We start from the raw sequence: 16,403 nt of genomic DNA on the forward strand, positions 1-16,403 counted from the left end.
CTAATATCTTAGAAACGAGAGTAAGTATCCAAAGCCTCTCCTCATCCATACAAAATAAAAAGGATAGTCTAATGAGGACAATTTCCACCCCAGTTAAATCCAGTCTAGCGCTAATCGCAGGCTCACTAATTGCCCCATCAGCATTTGCTCACAGCAACCTATTAATGGAATCCAGTTTGATATCTGGCTTACTCCATCCACTAACAGGGATCGATCACCTACTAGCACTGTTAGCTGTCGGTTTCTGGGCCGGACAGCAACACCTTAAAAATAATCACTTAGTGCCTTTCGCACTTTTTAGCATGCTATTAGCAGGCTTCTTCTTAGCACTTAACGGCTTGATGTTCCCTGCAATCGAAACAGGCATTGCAGTATCCGTATTGGTGCTAGGTCTAATGGTTTCTAAAGTGATCAATCTAACAAGTGCTGTAGCCTTGCCGCTGATTGCAGTGTTCGCGATCTATCACGGTTCAGCTCATGGTGCCGAGTTAGGTTCCGCCGGTATCGCAGCTTTTGCTTCAGGCTTTATGTTGAGTACTGCGCTGCTATTTTGGTCAGGCAAAACGCTAGCTGATCAGATCAACCGTACTATTCCAAAATTAAATACTTGGGCTGGAACAGGCATCGCACTGTTCGGCGCTATGTTTCTGGTCGCTTGACCATCTGTTATAGCGAGATAGCCATCCACTTCTGCTATTTCGTTATTCGCTGGCAATAGTTACCTAACTAATTGCCAGCACCTTTCTTTGCTTCACCACCCCCAAAGTGCCTTGTCGGGTAACTTTTACCCGACTTTTTTCTCCTTTTTGCCTTTAGCTAACATATTCAGCATAAATCTCTTTCCTATTTCTAAATCTGTACCATACTCAGGCTATATAGAGATCGATTTGTTTATCCCTGAGGCAAAGATATGAGTCACCAAGGCCCCATAAATAGCGAATCTAATCAACAGACCCTGTCTGATGAATCCGTACTTGAAGACGAGTTTCTAGCGTCTGAAGAGCTATCGACCATTTATAAGAAAGAGAGCATCAATCCAGCTAAGCGCCGTCGTTTAGAAGCTATGCGTGAAGAAAAAGAGCTGCAAAAAGATCTACGTGAAATCTTCGACGATGACGACTGGAAAGACTAACTAGGAAGAGGCTTAGATTGATTTAATAATGACACGCATCTGCCTGTGTTATTAAGCACAGGCAGATGGTTTGTGCTCAGTCATTTCCGACTCAGGCTGGACTATATCCAGTAAATAAATTTCATGTTCTGTGAATTCAAACATCGTGTTACATAGCTGACAGCGATAGATACTGCTGCTTGGTGACGCTCTTTGCACGTTAAGATGCTGATGGGGTTCACTGATAATTGAAGATTCAATTAACTGCCTGCAGTGGTTACATTTGGAATCCATGTCCTCCGCCCCCTGTTAATTTGAGTGGTACATCAAGAATGGTTCAGGTATGGCGGTTATTCAAACTCTGTCAGCACTTTTTTCTATCTTTTTTTCATTCCTTTTCACGCTATTGATACAATACATTCATGTTAAAGATAACCAACCGCGTTTTTATCTATCCGCACGAGCTAGAGTTCAATGCTATCCGCGCCCAAGGCAGCGGCGGCCAAAACGTCAATAAAGTCTCTAGTGCGATCCATCTTCGATTTGATATCAAAAACTCCTCTCTGCCTGAATTCTACAAAGAGCGACTACTTGCCTATCGTGATCAACGCATCACCAAAGAGGGCGTGATTGTGATTAAGGCGCAAAACTCCCGCGATCAGGAACGTAACAAGGACGATGCAAAACAACGACTGTTAGAGCTTATCCAAGCCGCTACCGTTGTAGAAAAAGCAAGAAGAGCGACCAAGCCCACACGAAGTTCACAACGTAAACGCGTTGATAAGAAAACTAAGCGCGGGCAGATCAAAAAGAATCGAGGTAAAGTGGATTATTAGTGCTTTTACGCTTCATCGATTTGATAATGCTTTCGATGAGGGTTTCCTTTCTGGATCAATAAAACATAGAACATCACAAAATAGCCTAATCATCAGAGATGGGCTTTGCGACTTAGCTAAAGCGAAACACCCTAGCCACTAGCCACTGAAATTTTATGAAAGCGCACTAACCTCAACTTCAACTTGGTTATCACCGGCAGCTACGAAGATCTGGTTTTCGCTCAGTGTAATCGTTAACTCCATCGTACGGTCACACAATGCTTCTAGCTGAGTCACTTGTTCGGCATCGAATCGAAACACCTCTGTTTTTGGCAAAGCTTTTAAGCCATCTCCGTTTTTAGCCCACCAGATATCTACTTCACTACCGTAGGCATAGAGAATCACCTGTTCTGCACGGCTTACGCCCTTGCGCATACGTTCTGGGGAAGCTTGTCCCACTTCGATCCAACAACTTACAGAGTTATCAGGACGCACAATCCAAAGATCAGGCTCGTCGGCTGTTGATAAGCCTTTGGTGAAATCAAGATCTTGATCATAGTTCAGCGCATAAGCAAGGATACGCACCATCATTCGAGTAACCGTTTCTGATGGGTGCAGAGCAACTGTTAGCTTTTCGCTCGTGTAAATATCCCGATTCATATCCACTAAATTAAGGGAAACTTTGTGGATAGTTGGTTTAAGCGCCATGAGCTCAGCCTTATTCATTGGATTGGGGGCATCTTTATACTGCATCTCCTCTGAGTTTTAAATACAATCCTTGCTCTGCTTTTTGACAACGCTGCTGAGGTCATTCATGGAATTAAAACATCTAGCTATTCGAGAACTAGTTAAAGAATCTGAAGATGCGCCTGCGCGTATTACAGATCGTGGTGGTGTTATTCCGACAACTGAACCGATCGCTAATCAGCTATTCGAAACACTAAATTCTGCATTCAGCCGTCGTTCTAGTCTGACTCACGGCTCGTTCAATCATGAGAATGAAGAGGGCTACCCATTTATCTCAGCTTTCGAAAGCTTCGTTAATGCAGAATGTAACGAGCAGAGCTTTGTTGAGTTAACCGATAAAAGTATGTCTCAGCTAGCGGTTGCTATTAACAACCCATCGGCTCATACCGCTCACGGCGGATATGTGCTGTTTGCTATGTATGCAAGCGATCGTTATGAATATATGTTGATCGCACTCGTACGAGATAAAGCAGGGATTGGTTTTGACAATGATCTTCATCCCACTGAGGTGATGGAAATTAATCTTGATCAGTTGCATCAAGGTGCGCGGATCAACCTAACCACTTATAGAAAAAAACAGGACAGCTACCTCAGTTTTATTGGCAGTAAAGAGAAAGGTGAAATCACCCATTACTTCTCTACTGCGTTTGGTTGTACAGATGTCACCCCTTCACGTAAATCAACGGGTGAGTTGATTCGTGCAGCGAGGGATTTCTGTAACCAAAACAATATGAGCGATCGTAAAGAAGAAGTGGTTGAGGATGTCGTTAGCTATCTATCCAAGCAACGTACTGAAAAAGAATCCGCTAATCTGAACGACATTGAAAACCTGTTTGATGCTTACATTCCACCAGAACAAGCAGAAACAGCGGCAGGCACCTTTGGCACATTTGCCAATAAAGGCCCGTACAATGTTAGCCAGGAATTTCAGCCTCACACCAGCACAATCAATCGCTTCGCAAAACTTAAAGTAAAAGCTGATAACTGGAGTTTAGATTTCAATAAGCGCAGCCTTGGCGATCTAAATGGCAGTAAAGATATCGAATTTGATGAAGATAATGGTCGAATTATTATCAACCGTCTGCCAAGTAAGGTTATCAATCAACTGCGCGAGGCTTTAGAGCAGGAAGATTAATCTGCGATCTGATGTAGTGTTTTGTAGCTTAATCAAAAGCTGAAATACAAAACACTACATGCTGAATATCGAAAGGATATTTCCTTCAAGATCCTTAAAGTGACCTAACGTGCCACCCCAAGGTTGTTTCTCTGGCGGAGCAACAAACTCAATCCCTCTTTGAGTCATATCTTCATAAGCCGATTGAATATCCTCAACTTGAAGCGTGACACCCACGAAGCGACCCACTAAATCGTTAGCTTCCTCAGTATCAGCATCAATCAACTCTAGGGCTATTTTAGCCGCACCCAACTCAAACTCAGCCCAGCCCATATCTTCATCCAAAAACTCGGGCTCTAAACCCAAAGCTTGGGAATAAAAACCGACTGCCGCATTAAATCGAGTAACAAAGATACGCTGTGCATAAAACGTAAATGTCATTGGAGTTACCCCTCCTATCAAACTTAGTAGAGACCCAAACATCACTCATTGAGTTTAGCCAAAAATCAGGTTTTTAAGCTCAAAAAAACCACTGCATGAAAATTTGTATGCATATTCCTATACAGACAGCACCTCATCATCAGCAGAAAATATATTGCAGATAAAACAATTTAACTGCTCCAAAAAGCAGTCACAGATGAGGATAATCAGATGATCATCAACGGATTTTTATTTGGGATTTCATACAGAAACAAAAGCCCTGTCCTACTAAAACTGATGGATTTACTTGCAGAACAAGGTTATGCCATGAAAAATTTCAAATTGGATGGCGACTACTTAGCAGTCGAGGTCATCGATCTGAAGAAAGATCGAAAAGAGCATGTGGTTGAGATAATTAACCAGCCTCAGCAGCCTGAAGAGATCATGTTATTTATTCATGATGTACAACAAGCTGCGTAAGCTCAGCCAAATGAATTATATTAAAAAGCTAACCCAACAGGATACGCTGACGAGCGCAGCCATGGTTGATAGCACGACGGTTAAGGAGGTTTCTTTCTCTTTTACATCGTAGCGGATAGCCATAACGTGGGCTAAAGCCCCTGTTGGCAAGGCAGCCAGAATCACTGCAGCTAACAGCCAGTTTTGATCCTCAACGCCTGCTACTTTAAAAATGGCTAACGTGAGCAATGGATGAATAATCAGCTTAACTATAACCAACCAGAACAGCTCAACTTTACTTTGCTTAAGGGTTTTAAACTCAAGACTCGCACCTAAACAAAACAGAGCGACAGGCACGGTGGCTGGCGCTAGCAAATCCAAAGTAGATGCCAAAACATTAGGTAGCTCTATAGTAAATGCTGATACTAATACACCAAAGAACGTGGATAAGAAGATAGGGCTGCGCAGCAATGACTTATCTAAAATAGCAAGGAGTTGCTTAAACCCCGTTCCTTCTTGACGCTGACTTTCCATTAAAAATTGTGTACCGCCAATCTGGAACACATTTCCCAACAAGATAATACTGATCATCGCGCCATAAGCAGCTTCCCCCAGCAAACCAAACACCATCGGAATGCCCATATATGCATAATTGGAGAAGGTTCCATTCAAAGCGCGAATGATAAGCACCTCTTTATTACGTTCTGAGAAGAACATTGCGCACCCCAGTGCAGCTGTGAGTGCAGTTGCAACAACAGCGACGAGGAAAGCGAATAGATAAAGCGGCTGAAACAAACTGTCCAAAGATAGTTTATAAACAGAATTAAACAAAAGCGCTGGCACAGCAAAGTAATACACAAAGGTGTTAAGCGGAGCTAAGGATTGCTCTGCCAAAACGGTACGTTTGCCTATGTAACCTAAGCCAATCAGCAAAAATAGCGTCAGTATTGTTTCTATGCCTGCCATGGGAATGCTCGAGATCGTCAGAAATTGAAAGCGACAATTAGATCAATTAGTCCTCTTAACGTCCAGACATCATTCTGTCATAAGCGAACTCTATGTTTAGAAATATGTAGCGGAAACATTTTTTGTGCACTGCACAAAAAAGTGTTGACTTGGTCAAAAATCAAGCTAAAATGACCCTCATATTGTGCAGTGCAACAAATTAATTTTTTAGAGAGAACTATCATGACTAATACTGTTGATTTCCAGAAATCTTTCGATGCCGTTCAGTCTCTGATGAACCTTCAGGCTGCTGCGATCACTAAATCTATCGAACAGCAGAAAAAATCTGGCGAAGAACTAACTTCTTTCTTCCAGGGCGAAGCTGAAAAAGCGAAAGAACTTAAAACTCCTGAAGAGCTAATCAAGTTCAACATGGAAGCTAACAAAGCGCTATTCGAACTTCTAAAAGGTCAAGGCGAAGCTTTCACTGCAATTGCAAACGAAACTCGCGAAGCTGCATTGGCTGAACTTCAGGCGATCACTAAGTAAGTGATAACCTTCTAAAAAAACCGGGCTTATGCCCGGTTTTTTTTTGCCTAACGAGCTTAAAACCACTAGTTATACTTGGTAATTCCGCTACTATGTCAGGTAGTTAGTTTGAAACTACTATCCTATTGATTGTTTTTATGAGGTGCCTAGGTGTTAGAGCAAACTCTGCTAGCAAGACAACCAATCCTCAATGCCAATTGTGAGACGGTTGGCTATGAACTTCTCTATAGAGATCCAAATGGTTGCCCTCCTGGCGAACTATTTGATGGCACCGCTGCAACATGTGAAGTCCTCCTTAATGCGTACACTGGCATTATTCAGCGAGGGGCCCAACGTATCCTCCCTGCTTTTATGAATATGAATGAGGAACTTCTTTATCAGGAGTTACCGAGTTTCGCTGCAGACAATGTTGTTCTAGAAATAATCGAAGACGTTCCGATCAACGATAAAACCATCGAACAGATTCGCGGGTTATCTGAAAAAGGCTTCAAAATCGCCTTGGATGATTTTACTTGGAGTGATGACTTCAAACCGCTGATGGATATAGTAGACATTGTAAAAATTGACGTGCTGGAAACAAAAGGTAAGGACCTATTCCGCACAATGGAACATCTAGAGCCCTATAATCTGACGCTACTTGCTGAGAAAGTAGAATCACTTACTGAATTTCATCGCTTTAAGAAATTAGGCTTCCAACTCTTCCAAGGCTACTTTTTTGCCTTTCCTGAACATATTGAAGGCAAACGCATTAGCGGCAACGAGCTCACAATTATTGAGCTGCTCGCTAAACTCAACGACAGCGATGCGACACCTGAAGATCTAGAAGCGATAATTTCGAAAGATCCGCGCCTTGCGGTAAAACTACTCAAAATTGTCAATTCCGCGACCTTCTCACTACAGCGCTCCATCTCCACTATCAGTGAAGCTGTTGTAATGCTTGGCCTCAATGAACTAAAGCGCTGGGCTATTATTGTTTCCCTTTCCGGTACCTTAGATGTCCCAGATGAGCTATGCCGAGAACTGTTAATTCGCTCTAAGATGTGTGAACACATCGCACCTCAGTACAATGCTGAACCCGGCCTAGCCTTCTTGATCGGTATTCTTTCTGGTGCGGATGCTTTGTTCTCTATTCCAATGGAAACTCTGCCTGAGCATATTCCATTAACTGAAGAAGCCAAAATGGCTTTGGTAGATCGAAAAGGCAATCTCGGCCTAATGCTAAATGATGTGATTAACTTCACCCGTTATGAATGGAGCAATCTCTCAGGTCATGTAGATGAGCACACGTTGCTGCAAGCTCAATCTGAAGCGATCACATGGGCCATCGAAAGCCAAAAAGTGGCAACATCTTAAGTATTCAGATCAATGAAATATCAAAGAAACCCTAAACTAAAACATATCGTAGTTTAGAGCTCTCTAATACTGGACTAAAATACACACAGTAACTGAAGCACTCCGTAAGAAGTACTTCAGTTACTATGCAAGCGACTCCTTCCTCTTAAGACAGGATGTCTGTTATGAGTATTTTCGTTACCAGTTTAGGTGCGACAGATAATGAAATCTGCGCTCCTTTTACGCATCAAATCTTGAATACCTTAAATAACAAAGGCTTTAAATTTCGTGGTATTCCAGCCGTAGAATCTAGAGTGTTGATCAGCACCAACAAAGTCTGCTTTGCTCTGAGGGTTTGTAACTTAAGAACTCAGCTAGTCACTTTTGATTTTAATGATGTCTATGATTTCACTTCACAGTATCGTCTCAATCGATGCGTATGCCCTCAAATCCAATCCATAGTGGAAACACTACTTTACGAATTAGAGGACCTAGCATCTAACTGCAAAGATAACTGCCACTGCTCCGAGTGCGTTGTGACTAATCGCGGCCCTAATCCAAATAAACTGGCGTTTAAACACTAACCACCCGATGGCTCGCCAGATATACAGGTGTGCGAACCTTGGGTAGTTTTTAAGGCCATGTGGCAGCAAATGCTTGTTAATGTAATGGCAGTGAATTTACCTTTTAGAGATAGTCTGCCTAAAAAAGGCTGTGCCCAAAACAGTCAATTAGGCACAGCCAAGATCAGAAAACAGTTAGTGTTTATCCGATGAAGCACAGATTACTCCAAGGAGAAAAGCTACAACCTTTCCTCCACTAGCTCTGATTGGCCTAATCTTTTTTTGTTGAAGCTGATGGCATTAAGCGCAGCTGTTACTTTGCTCTGATACCTTTGCCACACTCGCTCATGAATTGTCTGTGCTTGCTTTTTACCTAAGCAAAAAGCCACAAATTCACGCTCAGTTTCGCCTTTAGGTTTTCTCAGCCCTAAAGCGAGCTCTTGATAAGCAACACCTTTTAGTTCTAATACCCTAGCTTGCTCGATAGTGAACTCTCCACTTTTTGAGAAACCATAAGGGAAATGCACTTTATCTTCGAAGCGTTTATCTGTGCGGAAGCAATCATGAAACTTAGTTTCGAGTCCCATCACCAACTCCTTAAACCTATATATTTTCTGCAAGTATTGATGCAGATTCATGGAAGGTAAAACGATGTTTTTTAATCGTTATTGATCGAAAATTCTTATCACTTCTTCAGCATATTAGAAGTCATAATTTCCATAATCCCATTCACTGTCTTCGCGCAAAGCTTTCTTAGCCAGTCGGTCTTCTATATCTCTCCAACGCGTCTTCCTTTTATTACGTTTATTCTCCTCAGACTCCTGATCCCACTCATCATCAGGTTTTTTATGTCGTGCCGTTTTCCTGAAATGGGAGCCTCCCTCTTCAGGTTCATATTCATAATCTTCATCAAAAAAGTCGTTTTTATTCATGTCATCTTTCTCGAAAAAGGGCAACACCCCTTACCGAAAGGTGCTGCCAAAGGAGCCTATGCAGTGCCCCGTAAGTCACTGCACAAGTTATCCATCAAGCAAACAGGAGCTGTAGGCTTAATAGAGGAAACAAGGTAATTCAATATATCTGAGACAAATTCAGGCTTAGCTAAGTATTCAGGTACAAATTGAGGTTTTGCAATCAGTTCTCTTTCAATAAGTTCATTGATAATACCGAGGTATGCAAAACCCGTTTTTCCCACATATAAGCTGCTAATATCACAATCTTTATAGAGCCGTAGTGCCTCACTAACACCTCGAAGGTATAGATAGTCCTTAGTCAAACCACCACTACGATGAACTCGGACAGATAATTTAAACGCATCATCTGTTGGCATTTTCATCTCTTCATGTAAGTAACTGTAGGTATGACGAAAATCACCATACTTAAGCATCTCTTTAACAGCGATGACTCTGAGCGCAAGTCCCTGCAATCGTGTTAAGCACATATTGCCGCTATGGAATTCATTCAGAATGGCCAAACCTTCCTGAGTCATCGTGTTTCCAGGTAACCCTAATGAGAATATTTTTAAAGGCTGTGAGGCAGCATTCAATGTTGTTGCCATGTGCACACCTAATTCATGGTGCGCTAATGCGTTTACTTCAGTTTCAGTCAATAACGCGTCTTTATTCACGAACAAGGTACGCTTCGCACCGGAAACCATTGCGGAAGCTACTATTTTTGAGGAAAGCTCTACTTTACACTTCATTCCCCAATCAGAGGCCTTCAAACGGAAGTACTCCACAGCCTCTGCAGCATCTATACGCTTATCAGTTTCCGGATCATATTTAGCCGCATGTAAAAGAAATTGAGCATTAGCCTCATCTTCTAAGCTTGGTTCGCCGTAATATCGTAATGAGCTGTAGACAAACTGCGGACTGCCCGCATTCACCAATAAATCGATCTTGCTAGAGAGACCATCGATCACTTGGCAGTACATCTGTTGAATACCAACGTCTCGAATCTTATCAACAGGTAATCGATAGAGCTTTTCACGAAACTCATAAGGGTTAATGGCTAGAGGTTTATATCTAAACTCAGGTTGATAATTGCCTTTCTTAGCTAAGAACTTTCGTTTTTCCTGCGCAATATTGACAGGATTAATATAATTGAGGGTTTCCATTCCCTTCGCTAACTTAGCCAACTCCTTATCAACTTTAATGATCGCTGGATCCAATTTAGAAGACAGCATATCTAAACGGCGCAACCTAGGCTTTTTAGAATGCGCTCTCGCGAAATATGCGCCGATATCACTTAGCACATGCTTAAAACCTGACTTAAGCTCATCAAGAACAATTGGATATTTTTCGCCTGAAGCTTCATTCATGAAGACCTTTTTGACTTCACAAGGAATGACTAAGGTATTTTCATATCGGCTGTTGATGTGAGAAATAAGATAGCCGCGGCCATAAAACACGTCGTCCAATGCCGCAGAAACAGTCTCATTTGATAGTTCCAGCTTACTCATAGATACGCGAAACTTATCAATCACACGTCCCCAACGATCAATATCAATCTGTTCAGTGCCGACATTAAAGGTAGGTACCTGCCTTTCAATTCGTTTGTAATTGTAAGAGTGCACATCAAATATTATGCAGGCCCCAAAAAGCTCTTCCACTTTTGCAACTAACGCATCAAGTACGCGGTAAAAAACTTTGTGCTTCTCTGTACTTTTACCCCTCAAACTCTTCGGCAGATTTTTAACCCAAACATCTTTACCCCAAGCCTTGGTGTAGATACATCTTGCTAACGGCCTATTTAGGTCATACTCATATCTTGAATCCTTACCAATTAATGTAATGGGCATAGATTCGATCAATTCACCGGTAAAGGGGTCTTCTTCATAAAGCCTTTCAGCTTCAGATAACGCACAAAAAGGCACCAACTCTTTACTGAAATTATGCCCATCGTGAACAGCAGCACAAACAGCCGGAGTGTATGCCTCAACTTTCAACGCAAAGGCTCCATCTAGATGCTCGCATTCAAAGAAAGCACCTTCAGAGATTAATTTTAAAATCTCTTTTTCAGACAGTTTCTGCATCTTCAATTACCTTTCTGAAAGCGCTCTTACGCTCCAAAACCAGCTCTTTAGCTGAGACAACATTCTCAATAAAGTCGACAACTTTACTCTGCAGTTTCACTCTATTAAGACGATTGATACGGGTGATACCGCCTGGGCTAAGTACGTTGACCTCTATCAACTTCCCATTGATTACATCAAGCCCAACAAAATAGAGCCCATCACGAACCAATTGCGGCCCTATAGCGCGACAAAGCTCTTTTTCTTCTTTAGTAAGGTGATGTTTAACTTCTTTACCACCAGCATGAATATTTGAACGGACATCATCTCCAGCAGGCACTCGACGCATTGCGCCTATAGGCTCACCATTGAGCATTAGAATACGCACATCTCCTTGATCTGCTCCAGTGACATACTCTTGTAAAATAACGTAGTTGCTCGAATCTCCCGATCCGATATAGAAATCCAGTAATGACCTGAAATTCTGTCTCGCATTTTTCTCAATGACGATAACGCCCTGACCACCAAAACCATTTAGCGGTTTCATGATCATTTTTTCAGTCGGTGAGTCCTTCAGAACCTGCTCCAGGTATTCACGATTTTTTGAAACATGAGTCGCAGGCACAAAGCGACTGGCATCACCACTAAATGAAGCCGGATAAAGTTTATTGTTCGCGACGCGCAGACCATCAATGTCATTCATAATGAACACATCATTTCGAACGGAATCTAAAAAGTTCAGTGCGACTGTATCCAAAGGTGGATTCGCACGCATAATAATCACGTCAAAACCGGCTAAGGGCAGTTTGCACCGTTTAAATTCAGCCTTACGATAAAAAGATGGAATATTGCTAGATAGCTTTGAATCACGCCTCAAAACATTACAAAAAGCGTGAGCTATGCTATCTCTGACAGTCAAACTATTTGGTGTAGTAAGTGCAACGGTATGACCTCTAGAAGCAGCCTCATGGATCATCCTTAAAGTAGTATCACTTTCAGGTGAAATACGTTCCCATGGGTACATCAAAAAGCAAATTTTCATTTCCACACCAAATATCGATTTATATTTTTAATCAAAAGAAAAAGACAAAAAAAAGCAGCCTATGTAAAAGAGAACTCTCGTCCATAGGCTGCTTTCGTATTTCAGATATTGAGGTCTAACTATAAAACAGCAGCCTTTGAGACATAACGCAACCACGTTCGCTCATGGATATTTGAAGGTTGTTTATCCCCCTTACAAAAATCCACAAATTCCCTTTCTAGAAGGACTACAGGCTGCCTGATACCTGTAGCGAAAGCGCAATATGCATGACCATGTTTTTCTAGCAATGCAGCCTCTTCTGCGGTAAAAGCATCGCCTTTACAGAACCCATCTGGATAATTTTCATGATCACTGAAACGACTTTCAGTCAAAAAAGCTACTTGAAACATTGTTAGGCCTAAACATTTATTTAAAGGTGCCAAACGGCTTAATTACCTTCAGTTGCAATTATTAATGCAGTGTTATTAACTGTAAAACGATGTTTTTTTATCATTTCAATCGATTTTTTTTATGGAAAAATTATGGATATAGGCCTGCTCAGAACATTCCTAGAGGTATCAAAAACTAGGCATTTCGGTAAAGCAGCTGAAAATTTATACCTGACACAATCGGCCGTTAGTTTTCGAATACGTCAGTTAGAAGAGTTAGTTGGACTGCCTTTATTTTCTAGGCAAAGAAATAACATTATGCTGACAAATGCTGGGGAGCGTCTAATTCCTCATGCAGAGAACATTCTCGCTTCGTGGCAGATCGCACTTCAGGACGTAGGGCTACCAGAGCAACAAGAGATGCATTTATCCCTTGGAGGGATCTCGAATTTGTGGGGTACTTTCTTACAATCCACATTGCCTAAATTAGCTGAGGCCTTTCCCCAAATATCGATTAGAACGGAAATCAACTCGCACTTAGAGCTTACCAGAGCACTCATCGCTGGAAGGCTAGATATGGCCGTTGTATTAGACCCCCCTAACATGGCTGAACTTAAGACTAATAAAATTGGCCAAATTGAGTTGGCTTTAGTGACTAATAAAAACGCTGCAAAATTCAGTGATATCTATGACTTAGGCTATGTTTTTGTAGATTGGGGAACCGCTTTCAACTTAAAACACGCTAAGTTATTTAAGAAACCGGTAGCGCCTGTACTCCACACAGAGCAAAGCCAAATAGCATTAGAATTTTTATTAACAAACGGGGGAGCAGCTTTCTTACCTGTCAGCCAAATAGAAAGCTACTTACAAGAAGGTCAGTTGCACTTAGTCCAAGGTGTCAAACCTGTGAAACGCTCCGTTTATGCGGTATTTAGTAAAACAATGAAAGACAATTTAAACATAGGGCCTATTCTAGAGCTATTAAATGAAGTAGAGCTAAAACCCGAAGCGACACTCCAACCTATCGAATAGAAACTAGATAACAGATTACCAATAGCAGATAGACGTACCTCGAAGAGGTACGTCTAATCTATGCACAACGACTAACACATGCAAATTCAAACTCGATTTTTCACATCGATTTATTAACCACCCTGTGGCTCGCAAGATAAGCCGGTGTGCGAGCCTTGGGTAGCTTTTCCACAAAGTGGTAGCGAGCGACATGGTAACTCGGATCGAAACCGAAGAAGTTAAGCTTCATCTGGTTTAGCTCTTCGTAACGGTATTGCTGTAATGGCTTTTGCAGCTCATCTTGTTGACGCTGCAAGTTCTTGAGCGCCAGACGCTGCGCATATTCAACGGATGTAGCCAGATGCGTTGCATCGGCCTTGATTCGATTAAGAAAGCCTTCCCGGCTCTCATTGATACAAGCATCGATTAGCCCACTCTGTTCAGCTTCTGTAGCCGACACAGGTAAGCGATTTTGCATCAATTGCTGCGCTTGTTCATCACCAACCCTTTTAGGTAATAGATAGGTCCAATACTCAGAGCCATACAAATTACCCATGGATTTGTAATGGGGGTTAAGCACGATATTGCTCCGCGCCACTACTTGGTCAGCGGCTAAAGCCAAAAAGACACCACCGGCTCCAGCATTGCCTTGCATAGCCACCATGGTTAATTGGTTAGGTGAGTTAATGATCTCTAAACAGAGGTCGTTCATCGCATTGATATTACACCACGACTCTTCTGCAGGACTCTCAGCTGCTTCGATTTGATTTAGGTGAATACCATTCGACCAGAACTCCTCCCCTCCCATGAGTACCAGCACTTTGATTGGTTGGGCTTTTGCGTGGGCCACCGCTTGTTGTAAGCGCTGACATTGATCGCTATCCATAGCGCCATTGTAGAAATCAAAATAGAGATAGCCTACATCGCCTTCTTGGCGATAACGAATCTCCTGCCACGTTGCACCATTAGGCATAGTTTCAGGTGCTAATGGCAATTCTGGCACGCGTTGCTCATGAGGTGCTGAAGCAAGCTGCTTCGCTAAAAAGTGAGTCGCAGGCAATTTAAAGTTGAATTCGCCGTCTTCTGGGTTAACGCGTTTTAGATGAGTCACCCACACTGCAGCATCGCGAGTTTTAAGACAGATCGCACCGTCTCGAGTAGCGAGAATAGAGCCCACATCAGCCTGTTCTTGCCCTAACGCTTGTTCCGCAAAAGCGTTATAAAGGTAATAATCCTGTCCCCCGATTCGATCCTGCACACCGGGCGCTGAATCCGCTGCTCTTATCTTTGTTAAGATCTCTTGAGTGGAATCGTTTTGCCAGTCGATCTTACGATCGCTTTGCGCCATCAAACAGTTCCACTGCCCCAAGATATCTGGCTGATCGTAATCCAGTTTTTGCGGTTTAAATTCACCCGATAGAAGACGTTCTAGCGTTTGCTTTACTGCAGTCACTGCAGCATCACTGATCTCATTACGATAAAGGCTGCTTTTACTCGCCTCTCGCATTGAAAAATCGACTGACGCCCAGATATCGCCTGCATCCATCTCTGCATTAGCTTCTAGGCAGGTCACACCCCAAGAGGCCTCTTGATTCAATATGGCCCAGTCAACAGAGGACGGACCTCGATCACCTTTGATGCCCGGATGAACAATAATACAGCGATGCTTAGACCAGATAGATTCGGGAATCGCTCGTTTCAAAAACGGCGCAATAATGAGCTCAGGCTTGAACAATTCCACCGCCTGTTCTGCTATTGCATCGTTGATATCAAATTCGATAGAGACATCGTGGCCGTCTTTGCGTAACTCAACAAACAAACGTTGGGTCAGGCTATTGAAACTGTGGGTTAAAAATAAGATACGCATTAACAGATCCTCGGTAGCTGTTCACCGTTGATCCAATCAACCATTCGGTTACCACCAAAGGCCGTCTGCATCTGCACAAAGCTCAAAGGATCGTCGGTCACTTCACCAACAATCGCAGCCTCTTGCCCTTTAGGGTGCGCCTTCATCACCTCTAATAGCTGCTCTGCCTTATCTGCAGGGCAGAAAGCCACCAGCTTACCCTCATTCGCAACAAACAACGGATCTAGCCCAAGGAATTCGCAGGCAGCTTGAACTTGTGCTTTTACCGGCAGCTGCGCTTCGAAGATCTGCATACCCACTCGGGCCTGCTGAGCGATCTCGTTCAGCGTGGCAGACAAACCTCCACGCGTAGGATCTCGAAGGCAGTGGATCTCAGGGACAGCTGAGACCATATCTGCAACAAGGTCATGCAGCGCTTGAGAATCCGATTCAATCGTCGTCTCAAACGTTAGATTTTCACGCAAAGACATAATGGCAACCCCATGATCTCCCATGGTACCGGACACTAAGATTTTATCTCCCGGTTTCACTTGGTTAGCGCCAAAATCCAATCCACCCTCAATTACGCCAATACCGGTTGTATTGATAAAACAGCCATCTCCTTTACCCCGCTCAACCACCTTGGTATCACCGGTCACTATAGCAACCCCGACCTCTTCAGAAGCCTTAGCCATCGAATCTACGATGGTCTTCAGATCCGCCAATGGGAAGCCCTCTTCCAAGATAAAACCTGCTGAAAGATATTTAGGCGTTGCGCCGGACATAGCGACATCGTTAACCGTGCCATGAACAGATAATGAGCCTATATCGCCACCGGGGAAGAATAGCGGTGAGATCACATGACTATCCGTCGCCATCACCACTTTACCGGCAGGCAAGCCAAAACTCGCCTGATCATTCATCTGCTCTAGCCAAGGGTTTGAAAACGCTTGTAGGAACAGCTGATCGATCAACTGAGCCATCGCCTTGCCACCGCTGCCGTGGGCCATTTCTACTTTGCCCTTAACCAGATCGAGCTCTGATGTATAAATCGTTTGTGTACTCATG

Annotated in this window: 20 protein-coding genes; 9 read left to right on the forward strand and 11 right to left on the reverse strand. The window is 42.9% G+C overall.

All coding sequences use genetic code 11. From position 1 onward, the window contains the following. Nucleotides 1-71 precede the first annotated feature (71 nt). A complete protein-coding gene (locus tag ACMXYT_RS11090; protein WP_415898705.1) occupies nt 72-659 on the forward strand; it encodes a HupE/UreJ family protein in 588 nt (195 codons plus the stop codon). A gap of 251 nt (nt 660-910) precedes the next feature. Beyond that, nucleotides 911-1,132 (forward strand): PA3496 family putative envelope integrity protein, encoded by a 222-nt coding sequence (locus tag ACMXYT_RS11095; protein WP_415898706.1) that lies wholly within the window; start codon nt 911-913, stop codon nt 1,130-1,132. A 51-nt stretch (nt 1,133-1,183) separates the two neighbouring features. Here the strand turns inward: ACMXYT_RS11095 and ACMXYT_RS11100 are convergent, their stop codons facing one another. Then, nucleotides 1,184-1,405, reverse strand: coding sequence for a hypothetical protein (locus tag ACMXYT_RS11100; protein ID WP_415898707.1), 222 nt, complete (start codon nt 1,403-1,405; stop codon nt 1,184-1,186). Nucleotides 1,406-1,533: 128 nt separating this feature from the next. Here ACMXYT_RS11100 and arfB point away from each other — a divergent pair, with 128 nt between their 5' ends. Further along, nucleotides 1,534-1,947: an alternative ribosome rescue aminoacyl-tRNA hydrolase ArfB gene (gene arfB / locus ACMXYT_RS11105; RefSeq protein WP_415898708.1), complete on the forward strand. Its 414-nt coding sequence runs from the start codon at nt 1,534-1,536 to the stop codon at nt 1,945-1,947. Between the two features lie 153 nt (nt 1,948-2,100). Here the strand turns inward: arfB and ACMXYT_RS11110 are convergent, their stop codons facing one another. Then, nucleotides 2,101-2,679: a YaeQ family protein gene (locus ACMXYT_RS11110; protein WP_415911449.1), complete on the reverse strand. Its 579-nt coding sequence runs from the start codon at nt 2,677-2,679 to the stop codon at nt 2,101-2,103. A gap of 61 nt (nt 2,680-2,740) precedes the next feature. On the opposite strand from ACMXYT_RS11110, the gene ACMXYT_RS11115 reads away from it, so the two are divergent. After that, nucleotides 2,741-3,808 (forward strand): nucleoid-associated protein, encoded by a 1,068-nt coding sequence (locus ACMXYT_RS11115; RefSeq protein ID WP_415898710.1) that lies wholly within the window; start codon nt 2,741-2,743, stop codon nt 3,806-3,808. 54 nt (nt 3,809-3,862) lie between these two features. On the opposite strand, the gene ACMXYT_RS11120 is transcribed toward ACMXYT_RS11115, so the two are convergent. Then, complete coding sequence (locus ACMXYT_RS11120; RefSeq protein ID WP_415911450.1) at nt 3,863-4,228, reverse strand: VOC family protein; 366 nt, start codon at nt 4,226-4,228, stop codon at nt 3,863-3,865. A gap of 210 nt (nt 4,229-4,438) precedes the next feature. On the opposite strand from ACMXYT_RS11120, the gene ACMXYT_RS11125 reads away from it, so the two are divergent. After that, entirely contained in the window at nt 4,439-4,687 is a 249-nt protein-coding gene (locus ACMXYT_RS11125) for a hypothetical protein (RefSeq protein WP_415911451.1), read from the forward strand. A gap of 15 nt (nt 4,688-4,702) precedes the next feature. Here the strand turns inward: ACMXYT_RS11125 and ACMXYT_RS11130 are convergent, their stop codons facing one another. Beyond that, nucleotides 4,703-5,632, reverse strand: a complete 930-nt coding sequence (locus tag ACMXYT_RS11130; RefSeq protein WP_415898713.1) for an AEC family transporter — start codon at nt 5,630-5,632, stop codon at nt 4,703-4,705. A gap of 222 nt (nt 5,633-5,854) precedes the next feature. Between ACMXYT_RS11130 and ACMXYT_RS11135 the strand changes: the two genes are divergently transcribed. From ACMXYT_RS11135 to ACMXYT_RS11145, 3 genes are all read left to right on the forward strand, one after another. Then, nucleotides 5,855-6,160, forward strand: coding sequence for a hypothetical protein (locus tag ACMXYT_RS11135; RefSeq protein WP_415890744.1), 306 nt, complete (start codon nt 5,855-5,857; stop codon nt 6,158-6,160). 150 nt (nt 6,161-6,310) lie between these two features. Beyond that, nucleotides 6,311-7,513 (forward strand): EAL and HDOD domain-containing protein, encoded by a 1,203-nt coding sequence (locus ACMXYT_RS11140; RefSeq protein WP_415898714.1) that lies wholly within the window; start codon nt 6,311-6,313, stop codon nt 7,511-7,513. A 164-nt stretch (nt 7,514-7,677) separates the two neighbouring features. Continuing rightward, nucleotides 7,678-8,076, forward strand: coding sequence for a hypothetical protein (locus tag ACMXYT_RS11145; RefSeq protein WP_415898715.1), 399 nt, complete (start codon nt 7,678-7,680; stop codon nt 8,074-8,076). Nucleotides 8,077-8,294: 218 nt separating this feature from the next. Here ACMXYT_RS11145 and maoP (ACMXYT_RS11150) read toward each other — a convergent pair whose 3' ends face one another. From maoP (ACMXYT_RS11150) to maoP (ACMXYT_RS11170), 5 genes are all read right to left on the reverse strand, one after another. Further along, nucleotides 8,295-8,642: a DUF413 domain-containing protein gene (gene maoP / locus ACMXYT_RS11150; RefSeq protein WP_415898716.1), complete on the reverse strand. Its 348-nt coding sequence runs from the start codon at nt 8,640-8,642 to the stop codon at nt 8,295-8,297. Between the two features lie 114 nt (nt 8,643-8,756). After that, nucleotides 8,757-8,987 (reverse strand): hypothetical protein, encoded by a 231-nt coding sequence (locus tag ACMXYT_RS11155; protein ID WP_415898717.1) that lies wholly within the window; start codon nt 8,985-8,987, stop codon nt 8,757-8,759. Between the two features lie 56 nt (nt 8,988-9,043). Then, entirely contained in the window at nt 9,044-11,089 is a 2,046-nt protein-coding gene (locus ACMXYT_RS11160) for a flavohemoglobin expression-modulating QEGLA motif protein (RefSeq protein ID WP_415911452.1), read from the reverse strand. After that, nucleotides 11,073-12,110 (reverse strand): glutathione synthase, encoded by a 1,038-nt coding sequence (gene gshB / locus ACMXYT_RS11165; RefSeq protein WP_415885240.1) that lies wholly within the window; start codon nt 12,108-12,110, stop codon nt 11,073-11,075. Before gshB ends, ACMXYT_RS11160 begins: the two co-directional genes overlap by 17 nt. Before the next feature lie 119 nt (nt 12,111-12,229). After that, a complete protein-coding gene (maoP, locus tag ACMXYT_RS11170; RefSeq protein WP_415898719.1) occupies nt 12,230-12,499 on the reverse strand; it encodes a DUF413 domain-containing protein in 270 nt (89 codons plus the stop codon). Between the two features lie 132 nt (nt 12,500-12,631). Here maoP (ACMXYT_RS11170) and ACMXYT_RS11175 point away from each other — a divergent pair, with 132 nt between their 5' ends. Beyond that, nucleotides 12,632-13,510, forward strand: coding sequence for a LysR family transcriptional regulator (locus ACMXYT_RS11175; RefSeq protein ID WP_415911453.1), 879 nt, complete (start codon nt 12,632-12,634; stop codon nt 13,508-13,510). A 100-nt stretch (nt 13,511-13,610) separates the two neighbouring features. Here ACMXYT_RS11175 and ACMXYT_RS11180 read toward each other — a convergent pair whose 3' ends face one another. Further along, the gene (locus ACMXYT_RS11180; protein WP_415911454.1) at nt 13,611-15,356 is read right to left on the reverse strand and encodes a hydrogenase maturation protein; all 1,746 of its coding nucleotides are present in this window, start codon (nt 15,354-15,356) and stop codon (nt 13,611-13,613) included. After that, nucleotides 15,356-16,402 carry a hydrogenase expression/formation protein HypE gene (gene hypE / locus ACMXYT_RS11185; protein ID WP_415898721.1) on the reverse strand — a complete coding sequence of 349 codons (1,047 nt, stop codon included), beginning with the start codon at nt 16,400-16,402 and terminating at the stop codon, nt 15,356-15,358. The genes ACMXYT_RS11180 and hypE overlap by 1 nt, the downstream gene beginning before the upstream one ends. Nucleotide 16,403: the final 1 nt, after the last annotated feature.

The sequence above is a fragment of the Neptuniibacter sp. QD37_11 genome, from assembly GCF_047778105.1.
GTDB lineage: Bacteria > Pseudomonadota > Gammaproteobacteria > Pseudomonadales > Balneatricaceae > Neptuniibacter.